This window comes from Planomonospora algeriensis, from assembly GCF_977012225.1.
On record NZ_CDRNDK010000181.1, the window covers coordinates 1 to 11,793 of the forward strand.

Here is an 11,793-nt window from a genome sequence, read left to right on the forward strand (position 1 = left end):
CCTCCCGGCCGTCGCCCACGGGCGGTCGGGGCGGTCGTCGACCATGATGACGTCGGTGCCGGGGTCCAGGGCCGCCAGGGTGGCGGTCAGGGTGGGGCGGCCGATCGTCGGCACGACAACGGTGATCATGACGCGAACACCTGCCCCCGGCGGATCAGGTACGGGCCGAGGACGAGCAGGTCGACCGGGGCCGAGCCGAAGCACTCCAGCGCGTCGCGGGGGTCGTCGACCATGGGCCGCCCGGCGGTGTTGAGGCTGGTGTTGACCACGACCGGCAGCCCGGTCCTGACCTCGAACTCCTCCAGCATCCGGGCGAGCAGCGGATCGTCGGCCCGGTCCACGGTCTGGATCCGGGCGGTGCCGTCGACGTGCACGACGGCCGGGATGCGCTCGCGCCACTCGGGGCGCACGTCGTGGACGAAGAGCATGTAGGGGCTCGGGATCGGTCCCCGCTCGAAGATGGCGGCGGCCCGCTCGGCGAGCACCATCGGCGCGATCGGGCGGAACTGCTCGCGGCCCTTGACGTCGTTGAGCCGCTCGGTGTTGGCGGCCGCCGGGCTGGGCCCGGACCGGCTCCGGGTCGCCGAGATGGCCGCGATGAACGCGCGCGCCGGGGAGAAGGCCGCCGGCGACCTGCTCGCGGGCGGCCTGCCGGACGCCGTGTTCTGCGCCAACGACCTGCTCGCGCTCGGCGTGCTGCGCGCGCTGCTGCAGGCCGGGGTCCGGGTGCCCGGCGACGTGATGCTGATGGGCTACGACGACATCGAGTTCGCCGCCGCCTCGGCCGTCTCGCTCAGCTCGATGCGCCAGCCCACCCATCAGCTCGGGCGCATCGCCACCGAACTGGTGCTCGACGAGTGCGAGAACCCCGAGACCCATGCCCACCAGCACATCATGTTCCAGCCCGAGCTCGTGGCCAGGGAGTCCACCCGGTGAGCCGCTTCGCCGCCGTCGACCTCGGCGCCTCCAGCGGGCGGGTCATGGTCTGGGACGGCCGGGCCCTGACCGAGGCGCACCGCTTCCCCAACGGCCCGGTCCGCACGCCCGGCGGGCTCCGCTGGGACGTGCGCGGCCTCTACCGGGAGGTCCTGCACGGCCTGCACCGGGCCGGGCCGGTCGCCTCGATCGGCGTGGACTCCTGGGCGGTCGACTACGGGCTGCTCGACTCCTCCGGGTCCTTGCTGGGCGACCCGGTGCACTACCGCGACGGGCGGACCGACGGCGTCGCGGAGCGGGTCGCGGCCGAGATCGGCGCGCAGGCCCTGTACGACGTGGCCGGGCTGCAGGTGCTGCCGTTCAACACGGTCTACCAGCTGCTGGCCGACGACCTCGACCGCGCCGCGACGATGCTGCTCGTCCCCGACCTGCTGGCCTACCGGCTCACCGGGGAGGTCGGCGCGGAGGTGACCAACGCCTCGACCACCGGGCTGCTGGACGTGCGCACCCGGTCCTGGGCGTCCGGCCTGATCGAACGGCTGGGCCTCCCGGCGCGGATCTTCCCGCCGCTGCGGCGGCCCGGCGACCTGATCGGCCCCCTGCTGCCCGAGGCCGCCGCGGAGATCGGCCACACCTGCCGGGTGACCGCGGTCGCCTCCCACGACACCGCCTCGGCGGTCGCCGCGGTGCCCGCCGCGGGCCCGCGCTTCGCCTACGTCTCCTGCGGGACCTGGTCGCTGGCCGGGGTGGAGCTGCCCGCCCCGGTGCTGACCGAGGCCGGGCGGGCGGCGAACTTCACCAACGAGGCCGGGATCGACGGCACCGTCCGCTACCTGCGCAACGTCATGGGCCTGTGGCTGCTGTCGGAGTCGCTGCGCGCCTGGCCCGGCGCCGACCTCGGGCGCCTGCTGGAGGCCGCCGAGCGCGAGCGCCCGTTCGCCGCGCTGGTCGACCCGGACGCCCCCGTCTTCCTGCCCCCGGGCGACATGCCGGCCCGGATCGCGGCCGAGTGCCGCCGCACCGGCCAGGAGCCGCCCGCTCTCCCCCGGCCGTTCGTCCGCTGCGTCCTGGAGAGCCTGGCCCTGGGCCACCGCCGGGCGATCCGCCAGGCGGTGGCCCTGTCCGGCCGCGACGTGGAGGTGGTCCACCTGGTCGGCGGCGGCTCCCGCAACGCGCTGCTGTGCCGGCTCACCGCCGACGCCTGCGGCCTTCCAGTGGTGGCCGGTCCGGCCGAGGCGACCGCGCTGGGCAACGTGCTGGTCCAGGCGCGGGCGGCCGGCGAGGTCGACGGCCTGGCCGAGATGCGCGCCCTGGCGGCGCGGGTCGAGCCGCTGCGCCGCTACGAGCCCTCCGGCGACGCCTCGGCCTGGGACGAGGCGGAGGCCCGGCTGGAATTCGCGCGGCAGACGGTCTGAGAGCCCTGCAGGGCCGCGTGCCTCCACGCCCGAACCGACGCGGCTCTCCGTCCTGCGCGTGCTCTCACAGGTGGCAGGACAGGCCGTAGGCTTGGCGCGTCGAGCGGACCGTGACGAGGAGAGATCCCGGATGACAGTTCTGCCGGATGACAGCTGGCTTCTCAGCATTCGTCCTCAGCCCGCCCGCGTCACCGCCGAGGAGTACGAGGCGCTTCCCGAGGAGATCGCCAAGGCCATCGAGATCGTCGACGGCTACGTGGTCTACTGTGCGGCGCCCACGCCCGATCATCAGACCGCCGGCAGGCGACTGGCCAACCTGCTGGAGCGTCATGCCCGCGCCGCGATGAGCAAGGGGCACGAGTGCATCACCGTGAACAACGACGTGGATCTGCGGCTGAGGGATCTGCCGCTGCTCACCCGGCGGCCCGACGTCGCGCTCTACCGGTGCCTGGATCGAGGGCGAGGCGAACGGCTCCGCGCCGAGCACGCCCTGCTCGTCGTGGAGATCGTGTCACCGGGGTCGGAGACCCAGGACACGACCGACAAGCTCGGGGAGTACGCCAAGGCCGGCATCCCGCACTACTGGATCGTCCGGCTCGACCGCACCGGCGTGTCGATCATCGAACGCTACCGGCTGGACCGGGCGGCGATGCTCTACAAGCACATCGGCACGTTCATGAAGGACGAGTCCGGTGACGCTCCCAGCGTCAGCAACCCGATCCCCATCATGATCGACTGGTCGGAACTGCAGTTCTGAGCCGGAACGACCGGCTGACGACTCGGTCCGCCGGCTGAAGGACGGAGCCGAAGGGCGGGAGCCCCGTTCGCCTGGGGCCCCCGCCCCGGCTCCAGCGGGGAGGACCGGGGCCTACCAGCGGTTCGGGTGGTGGCTCCGGCCGCCGCGGAGGCGGGCCAGCAGGCCGCGCGCCTTCTGCTGGTTGCGCGGGTCGCGCGCCATCGTCTTGGCCTTCTCGAGGTTCCGCCGCCCCTGCGGGCTGCTCAGGTAGCTGCGGATGCGGGCCATCAGGGATGCCATGTCTCCTCCATCTGCCGAGGAGGTACGGCTACCCAGGACGGCGCGTCCCAATCGGGCGGCCGATCGCCCGATCGGTCTCAGAAGCGGAACCCCGCCACCAGCGACCGCAGCCGCCCGGAGACCTGCGACAGGTCCTGTGCCGCCCGCTGCGACTCCCCGACCGACTCGCTGGTGGCCCTGGTGATGGAGGCCACGCCGGTGATGTTCTCGGCGATCCGCCCCGACCCTGCGGCCGCCTCGGCGACTCCCCTGTTCATCTCGTTCGTCGTCGCGGTCTGCTCCTCTACCGCCGTGGCGATGGTGGCCTGGTAGTCGTTGATCCGGGCGATCACCTGGGCCACGTCGCGATCGCCGCCACGGCCCCGGCGGTGTCGGCCTGGATCGCCTCCACCCGCTTGGAGATGTCCTCGGTCGCCTTGGCGGTCTCCTGCGCCAGGTCCTTGACCTCGCCCGCGACCACCGCGAAGCCCTTGCCCGACTCTCCGGCGCGCGCCGCCTCGATGGTCGCGTTGAGCGCCAGCAGGTTGGTCTGCTCGGCGATGGAGGTGATGACCTTCACCACGTCGCCGATCATCCGGCTGGACTCCCCCAGCCGCGACACCGTCGCGGTGGTCGTCTCCACGGCGGTCACCGCGCGGGCGGCGACCGCCGCCGCCTCGGCGGCGTTGTGCGCGATCTCCTGGATGGACTCGCCCATCTCCTGCGAGCCCGCCGCGACGCTCTGGACGTTGCGCGAGACCTCGTTCGCGGCGGACGCGACGAGACCGGTCTGCGCCGAGGACTCCTCGGCCCCGTTCGCGATGCGGTGCGACAGCGCGCCGATCCGCTCACTGGTGGCGGCCAATTCGCCGGCGCTGTGCGCGAACGCGGTCATGACGTCGCCGATCCTGTCCAGCGCGGCGTTCGCGGACCGTCCCATCCGGCCCACCTCGTCGCCCGAAGTCGCGTCCAGACGCCGGGTCAGGTCGCCGTCGGCGACCGCGGCCATGACCGCGCTCGCCTCGGCCAGCGGCCGGGTGATGCCGCGGGTGATCCACCAGGCCACGGCGACCGCGACGGCGATCGCCAGCGCGCACGTCAGCAGCATGACGGCCAGGAAGCCCCCGGCGGTGTCGCGCGCCTGGACCGTCTCGGCCTGGTTCATCGACTCCTCGAGGTCGATCAGCACGTTGATCGCCGCGAGCCAGTCGACGAACAGCGGCTTGGCCTGCTCGGTCAGCACCTGGAGCGCCTGGCCGGTGTCGCCGGCCATCCGCAGTTCCACGACCCGGTCGATCAGCGGGAGCGTCTCGCGCTCGATGCGCTCGATCTCGGCGTGCGCGGCCTTCTCCTCCGCGTTGACCTTGCCCTCATCGGCGAAGATCGCCGTCATCTTGGTCGCCGACTCGGTGTAGTTGTCCGCCAGCTTCTCGATCTGCTCGATCTCCGGCCGCGCCTGCTCGGGGGTCGGCGCCAGCACGACGTCGCGCAGACTGATCGCCCGGTCGTGCACGCTCCCGCGGAAGTTGATGGCGTAACGCTGCTTGACGGCATTGAGGTCGTTGATGGTGGTCAGCCGGTCGTTGATCCGCTCCACCTGCACCACGCCGAAGACCGTCAGCAGCACCATGTTGAGCACGACCACGAGGAAACCGGCGCCCAGCCTCCGGCTGATCGGCAGATTGGAGATCTTCACGTCGAGTCCCGTCGATAGAGGTGTGACCGGCGCAAGGGGCCGGCGGGCCCACTGGGGCGTTCTTCCATCGACGGGTCCGGCGCCTACCTGAGAAGATCCGGCGCCGGGCGGCTCAGGAGTCGACGAAGTCCTCCGGGACCATCACGCGCAGGCCGTTGGGCACGGTCCTGATCGTCAGGGGGGTCATCAGGCGGACCTCGCCGTCGACGTCGGCGGCCATCGGGGGGTCGGTCTCCAGGTACATCTCGGTGCCGATGACGAAGGGACCGCCGGCGAGGCTGCGCCAGCGCCCGGTGGCGGCCCGGACCAGGGTCTCCACCAGCAGCCGCAGCCGCTTGCCCGAGCCGAGCTGGTAGGCGACCAGCAGGCCGTTGTCGATGCTGATGTCGCGGGCGACCTGCCAGCCGCCGTGGAAGCGGCCGTTGGCGATGTTGAGCTGGTGGGTGAGCAGCTCGTGGCGGCGGCCCTTGACCGTGATGAACGCGCGGAACGGCCGGTGGCCGGGGAGGATCGTCAGGGCGGTGAGCGGGTAGGCGGCCCTGCCGAGCAGGCGCTTCAGCCACGGCCGGACCGTCCCGGCGACCTCGACGGAGACGCCGAAGCTGGCCAGGTTGGCGAACTCGCGGTCCCCGGCGATGCCGAGGTCGATGTCGGCGACCTTGCCGGTGCGCAGCACCCGGATCGCGCCCGCCAGGTCCAGCGGGAGGCCGAGGCTGCGGGCGAAGTTGTTGGTGGTGCCCAGCGGCAGCACGCCGAGGGCGACGTCGCGGTGGGCGACGTGCTTGACGGCGGCGCTGAGCGTGCCGTCCCCGCCGCCGACGACGAGCAGGTCGGGGCCTGCCTCCAGGGCGGCGTCCAGGATCTCGCGCAGCCGCTTCGGGTCGTCCACGGGGAAGACGCCGAGCAGGTCGAAGCCTCCGGCCTGGAGCGTGCGGAGCACCTGCGGGTAGCGGCGGCGGCCGCGGCGCGAGCGCGTGTTGACCACCACGCAGGCCCGGCGGCCGGTCCGGACGGCCTCGGTGTGCTCGGCCTTGGTGCGAAGCTCTCCCACGCTGCCCCTCTTCGGTCTGGATCCTCCCGGTAAATCGTAGGGCCACGCCGTCGCGCGGACGGCGTGGCCCTGATCCCGTGGCAGGCCCCTTCGGGTCCCTACGGGTCTACCTGCCCGGTGTCACTCCGGGTTCACTTCTTCGCCGGGGTCACCTGGACGATGACGCCCAGGTTCGCCGGGAGCGGGGAGATCAGCTTGACCTGCACGCCCAGCGCCTTGCCCTCGTCACCGGGGTTGCCGGTGCCGAGGACGTGGCCGCCGCCGATGTCGGTGCCGTACAGCTCCGTGGCCGGGGTGCCGTCGGGGTTGACGACCCGGGTGGAGTACGGCTGGTCGCCCTTGGAGGGGACGACGGCCGAGGCGTCGCGGAGGCGGTAGAACAGGTTGCCGTCACGGACCTCCAGACCCGGGTACCAGGTCTTGGCGTCGGTGAAGGTCTTCACCGCCGGGAGGGCCGGGAACTTCGTGCAGTACTCGGTGAACGGCTCGCCCTCGATGCACTCGGTGAACGGGTACGTCTTCTTGAAGGTGAAGGCCGCGTTGGAGGACTGCGGGCGCGACGGGAGGTTCTTCAGCGCCGACGGGTCCTTCTCGGCCGCCTCGCCGCTGCGGCGGAGCGGCTCGTAGTGCGAGTCGACGACGAGGATCTCGCCCTTGGGGCCGACCGACGGCAGCGCGAAGGTGTGCGCGTCGCCGTTGTTGGCCGGGTAGGCCGCGTCGCGGTACCAGACCAGCAGGCCCGGGGCGTTGTACTTGACCCGCTCGACCTTCCAGGCGTTCTCGTGCGACCAGGTGGTGTCGTAGGCGTACTGCAGGCCCTTGTCGAAGCCGTCGTAGTTGCGCCACTCGGCCAGGTAGTACTGGGCCGTCTGCAGGCTGCCGCTGTGGGTGTGCCAGCCGGCGCCGGAGGTGTCGGTGAAGGTGCCCTTGACGGCGGTCCAGCCGTTGTCGCCGCCTTCGACGTCGTCGCTCCACACCGTGGCGCCGCCGGCGGTCACCGAGAAGTCGTCGGCGAACCAGCCGGTGTCCTCGAACCCGGCGTCGGTGGCGTAGCGCAGGCGGATCTGGATCGTCTTGCCGGCGAACGGCGCCAGGCTCACGTAGTCGTGCCGCCAGCCGTCGGTCGCGCCGGTGAGGCCGTACTTCTTGTCGCCGTAGTCGTGCATGCGGCTGTTCGGGTCGTCGTAGCCGTCGTCGGTGGTGACCAGCGTGCCGGCCTCGTCGTAGACCTTCTGCTCGGCCCAGGTGGCGCCGCCGTCGGCGGAGACCTCGACGAAACCGTAGTCCCAGTCGGCCTCGATGGCGTACTGGTTCCACATCCAGAAGCGCGGGTCGCCCTCGGCGGGGACCTGGATCTCCCGGGTCAGCTTGACGTCGGCCCAGCTCTGGTCGTTGCCGGACCACCACAGCTTGCCGCCGCTGTGCGGGACGGCCATCGTGACGTTCTTGTCGGGCAGGTTGATCCGCACGCCGTCCGCGGTGTGCTTGGGCGTGCGGGATGCCTGGCCGATGGTCACCAGCTGCTTGCGGTCACCCGGGTTCACGATCTTCGGGTCGGCCCAGCCGAGCACCCACTTGGCGTACAGGCCCATGTGGGTCGGCATCGACTGCATGATCGGACCGGCGTGCGAGCCGGAGGACATCAGGTCCCAGAAGTCCACGCTGGTGTCGCCGCCGCCGGAGGCGTCGTAGAAGTCCGGCAGGCCCAGGTCGTGGCCGTACTCGTGGGCGAAGACGCCGACGCCGGAGTCCTCGGGCTGCACGATGTAGTTGGAGATCTTCTTGTCCGTGCCGGGGATCGTGTAGCCGCCGGGGATGGCGCTGGAGTGCGCCCAGATGGCGTAGGGGCCCTCGGCGCCGCCGCCGCCCGACTTGTCGGCGCCCGCGTGGACCAGGACGAGGTGGTCGACCACGCCGTCCGGCTCCAGGGTGTTGCCGTCGCCGTCGGCGTCTCCGGTGTCCTCGACGTCGTAGTCGGCCCAGGGGAAGTCCGGGTTCTGCTGCGCCAGGACGTTGACCGCGTCGACACCGAGCGCGGCGGGGCCGGCCGGGTTGTCGGGGTGGCCGGACATGTCCTGCGGGATGGTGCCGCAGCGGCCCGCGCCGTACCAGGCCTCCGAGTGCGGGACCTTGATCCAGCCGATCGCCTCACCGGTGACGGTGTAGGCGCCCTTGGACATCTCCTCGTACATCTTCTTCATGGTGTGGCCGGAGATGTCGATGCCCTTGCGACCGTCCCGGGGGTCGGTGAGGTCCATCCGGACGCGCTGGGTGATCCCGCGGTCCGAGTAGAGCATCTTGTTGTAGTGCTCCGGGCTGAAGTCCGGCACCCACATGGTGTTGTTGTCCTTGCCCGCGCCGGAGGAGGCGGGGTTGGGGATCTGGTTGTGCAGCGGGCCGTTGATCTTGGTGCCCGGCGGCTCGGTCACGCAGTCGTTGACGTCGTCGATCGACTTGGGCCGGCTGAAGCCGGAGAAGTCGTCGCCTGCGTTCTCGTTGAACTCGATGAGGAGGGTGAGCAGCTTCGCCTGCTGGGTCTGCCCCGCCTTCTTGAAGATGAAGTCGAAGGGGTTCTTGCCCGTCCTGATCGCCCGGGTCTCCCGCGAGGCGAGTGTCTTGGCGGCGACCGGGTTGCCCTCGGCGAACTTCCGGTCGACCTCCTGCGCGTGGGCCAGGCCCGACCGCTTGGCGGTGCCGCGCTGGAACCGCTCGTCGATGGTCGTGCTGTCGCTCTGGACCCGCGGCGGCGCGTAGTTGATGTAGTAGTCGCTCGACGACGGGACATATCGCGCGGCCGAGCTGTCGGCCTGGGCCGACACGCCGCTGACGGACAGTCCCGCGGCGGCGAGCCCGAGAACGGGCACGATCGCGAGAAGGCGCTTGCGTGCGCCTCTGCCTCTGCTGGACAACGGATACCCTCCCTGCCCGGGTTCGCCGGGCGCGGACGCTCCCCGGCGCGCTTATTTGCGCACCGTGCGGGACGTTAGAGGACGAAATAAAGCAGAGGTAAACCGTCCGACTGATGTTGTAAAAATGTGATCAATCGGTTTGTTGGAAGATATCTCACAACTGGGACATAAGGGATTAGTTTTAATTAAAGTGACTATCTCGGACGATGGTTCCGAGGCGGGGCCCTGCCGACGGCGGGTCCGAAACCGGTCTTGCGGGCGGTACGGCGGCGCGGGACCGCTCCGCGGGTCATACGGCGGCGCGGAGACGCGCTCCGCGGACGGTACGGCGGCGCGGGGCCCGCTCCGCGGGGCCGTACGAGGACCGGTTCGGCGCGCCGTACAGTCCGGGTGTGACCGCTATCGCTGAACTCACCGCCGCGCTCGGCTCCGGGAAGGTGCTGACCGACCCCGACGTCACGGACTCCTACGCCCGCGACCGGACGTTCCTGGAGCCGGGCGGCCCGCTCGCCGTCGTACTCGCCGAGAGCACCGCCGACGTGGTCGCCGTCATGGAGTGGGCCACCCGGCACCGGGTGCCGGTGGTGCCCCGCGGGGCCGGGACGGGGCTGGCCGGCGGCGCGACGGCCGTGGCGGGGTGCGTCGTGCTGGCGCTGCAGAGGATGACCGCGATCAGGGAGCTCTCCCCCGCCGACGAGATCGCCGTGGTGGAGCCCGGCGTCATCACCGCCGACCTGGACCGCGCGGCCCGCGAGCACGGCCTGATGTACGCCCCCGACCCGTCCTCCTACGAGATCTCCACCATCGGCGGTAACCTGGCCACCAACGCCGGCGGCCTGCGCTGCGTGAAGTACGGCGTGACCCGCGACTCGGCGCTGGGCCTGGAGGTCGTGCTGGCCGACGGGCGGATCCTCACCACCGGCAGGCGGACGGTCAAGGGGGTGACGGGCTACGACCTGACCGGGCTGTTCGTCGGGTCCGAGGGCACCCTCGGCGTGATCACCTCCGCCACCGTACGGCTGCGCCGCGCCCCCCTGGCCCCGCCCGCGACGCTCGCCGCGGAGTTCGGCTCCCTGCGCGACGCCGCGGCGGCCGTGGCGGCGATCATCGCGGCCGGCTGCCAGCCCTCGCTGCTGGAGATGCTCGACCGGGCCACCCTCAAGGCCATCGACGACTGGCGGAACATCGGCCTGGGACCGGCCGTCCAGGCGATGCTCATCGCGCAGTCCGACGCTGCGGACGGGCCCGCGGCGGCCGAGCGGATGCGCGAGCTGTGCGAGCGGAACGGGGCCTCGTTCGTCGCGGTGGCGGCCGATCCCCGGGAGGCCGAGGAACTGATCGGCCTGCGGCGGCTGGCCTACCACGCCAAGGAGCGGCTCGGCGCCTGCCTGGTCGAGGACGTGTGCGTGCCGCGCTCGGCGCTGCCGGACATGATCTCCGCGATCGAGGCGATCGCGGTCCGGCACGACGTGCTGATCTGCACGGTGGCGCACGCCGGGGACGGCAACCTGCACCCGGTCTTCGTCTTCGACCGCGGGCTGGCCGAGCCGCCACCCGCCGTCTGGGCCGCCGCCGACGAGGTCTTCCGGGAGGCCCTGAGCCGCGGCGGCACGCTCACCGGGGAGCACGGGGTGGGCCTGCTGAAGCGGCGCTGGCTGGCGCTGGAGGCGGGGCCGGTCACCGAGGAGGTCCACCATGGCATCAAGCGGGTCTTCGACCCGCTCGGCATCCTCAACCCGGGCAAGGCCATCTGAGGCCGGGGTCCGGTAGATCATCCGCCCCTCCCCGCACACTGGTAGCGTTCTGCCCCACATAACCGAATTAGCGGGTTTTGCCGGGGGGTCATCGTGGTACAGCCGCTCACTGCGGAGGATCCTCGGCGGCTGGGACCGTTCGAGCTGTCGGGACGACTCGGGGAGGGCGGTCAGGGGGTCGTCTACCTCGGGCGGGGTCCCCGGGCGGAGCAGGTCGCCGTCAAGCTCCTCCACCACGGGCTGACGACGGACCCCGACGCCCGCGCGCGCTTCCTGCGGGAGGTCTCGGTCGCCCAGCGGGTGGCGCGGTTCTGCACCGCGCCGGTCCTGCACGCCGACCTGGCGGGCAGCCGGCCGTACATCGTCAGCGAGTACGTTCCCGGTCCCTCGCTGCGCCGGCTCGTCGACACCGAGGGCCCGCGCCGCGGCGCCGCGCTGGAACGCCTGGCCGTCAGCACCGCCACCGCCCTGTCGGCCATCCACCGCGCGGGCGTCCTGCACCGCGACTTCAAGCCCGCCAACGTGCTGATGGGCCCCGAGGGCCCGGTCGTGATCGACTTCGGCATCGCCAGGGCCCTGGACTCCCCCGGCACGACCGCCACCGGGACGTCCGTGGGAACGCCGTCCTACCTGGCGCCCGAGCAGCTCAGCGGCGGCGAGGCCACCCCGGCGGTCGACGTGTTCGCCTGGGGCGTGACCATGGTCTTCGCCGCCACCGGGGCGCCCGCGTTCGGCCAGGACTCCATCCCCGTGGTGATGAACCGGATCCTGACCGTCGAGCCGGACCTGAGCCGGCTGGACCCCGGGCCGCTGCGCGACCTGGTCGCCGCCGCCCTGACCAAGGACCCGGCGGTGCGGCCCACCGCCGAGCAGCTCGTCGGCCACCTCATGTCGGGCACGGCCCCGGCCCTCGGTGCTCCGCGCCCCGGAACCGCCGGAGCGCCCGCATCGCCCTCCGCGCCTCCCGTCCAGGGCGGACCGCACGCCGTACCCCCCGCGCAGGGCGGACCGCAGCCG

Annotated in this window: 10 protein-coding genes and 1 pseudogene; 5 read left to right on the forward strand and 6 right to left on the reverse strand. The window is 72.0% G+C overall.

Features of this window, described 5'->3' with window-relative positions; genetic code table 11:
* Positions 1-125: 125 nt before the first annotated feature.
* A pseudogene (locus tag ACWJ6R_RS19210) lies at positions 126-545 on the reverse strand (carbamoyltransferase C-terminal domain-containing protein); the annotation flags it as partial.
* Here ACWJ6R_RS19210 and ACWJ6R_RS19215 point away from each other — a divergent pair.
* The 3 genes from ACWJ6R_RS19215 to ACWJ6R_RS19225 all read left to right on the forward strand — a co-directional run bounded on the left by ACWJ6R_RS19215 (position 460) and on the right by ACWJ6R_RS19225 (position 3,108).
* The gene (locus tag ACWJ6R_RS19215) at positions 460-936 is read left to right on the forward strand and encodes a substrate-binding domain-containing protein (RefSeq protein ID WP_449063546.1); all 477 of its coding nucleotides are present in this window, start codon (positions 460-462) and stop codon (positions 934-936) included. The pseudogene ACWJ6R_RS19210 and the gene ACWJ6R_RS19215 overlap by 86 nt on opposite strands.
* A 44-nt stretch (positions 937-980) precedes the next feature.
* Positions 981-2,351 (forward strand): rhamnulokinase, encoded by a 1,371-nt coding sequence (locus tag ACWJ6R_RS19220; protein ID WP_449063555.1) that lies wholly within the window; start codon positions 981-983, stop codon positions 2,349-2,351.
* A 130-nt stretch (positions 2,352-2,481) separates the two neighbouring features.
* The gene (locus tag ACWJ6R_RS19225) at positions 2,482-3,108 is read left to right on the forward strand and encodes a Uma2 family endonuclease (RefSeq protein WP_449063547.1); all 627 of its coding nucleotides are present in this window, start codon (positions 2,482-2,484) and stop codon (positions 3,106-3,108) included.
* A 111-nt stretch (positions 3,109-3,219) separates the two neighbouring features.
* Here the strand turns inward: ACWJ6R_RS19225 and ACWJ6R_RS19230 are convergent, their stop codons facing one another.
* The 5 genes from ACWJ6R_RS19230 to ACWJ6R_RS19250 all read right to left on the reverse strand — a co-directional run bounded on the left by ACWJ6R_RS19230 (position 3,220) and on the right by ACWJ6R_RS19250 (position 8,977).
* Complete coding sequence (locus tag ACWJ6R_RS19230) at positions 3,220-3,387, reverse strand: hypothetical protein (protein ID WP_449063548.1); 168 nt, start codon at positions 3,385-3,387, stop codon at positions 3,220-3,222.
* 77 nt (positions 3,388-3,464) lie between these two features.
* A complete protein-coding gene (locus ACWJ6R_RS19235) occupies positions 3,465-3,728 on the reverse strand; it encodes a hypothetical protein (RefSeq protein ID WP_449063549.1) in 264 nt (87 codons plus the stop codon).
* Positions 3,716-5,062, reverse strand: coding sequence for a methyl-accepting chemotaxis protein (locus ACWJ6R_RS19240; protein WP_449063550.1), 1,347 nt, complete (start codon positions 5,060-5,062; stop codon positions 3,716-3,718). Before ACWJ6R_RS19240 ends, ACWJ6R_RS19235 begins: the two co-directional genes overlap by 13 nt.
* 112 nt (positions 5,063-5,174) lie before the next feature.
* Entirely contained in the window at positions 5,175-6,113 is a 939-nt protein-coding gene (locus tag ACWJ6R_RS19245) for a diacylglycerol/lipid kinase family protein (protein ID WP_449063551.1), read from the reverse strand.
* A 131-nt stretch (positions 6,114-6,244) separates the two neighbouring features.
* Positions 6,245-8,977 carry an immune inhibitor A domain-containing protein gene (locus tag ACWJ6R_RS19250; protein WP_449063552.1) on the reverse strand — a complete coding sequence of 911 codons (2,733 nt, stop codon included), beginning with the start codon at positions 8,975-8,977 and terminating at the stop codon, positions 6,245-6,247.
* 437 nt (positions 8,978-9,414) lie between these two features.
* Here ACWJ6R_RS19250 and ACWJ6R_RS19255 point away from each other — a divergent pair, with 437 nt between their 5' ends.
* Complete coding sequence (locus tag ACWJ6R_RS19255) at positions 9,415-10,776, forward strand: FAD-binding oxidoreductase (protein WP_449063553.1); 1,362 nt, start codon at positions 9,415-9,417, stop codon at positions 10,774-10,776.
* Positions 10,777-10,869: 93 nt separating this feature from the next.
* The coding region (locus tag ACWJ6R_RS19260) for a serine/threonine-protein kinase (RefSeq protein WP_449063554.1) at positions 10,870-11,793 on the forward strand (924 nt) is incomplete at its 3' end.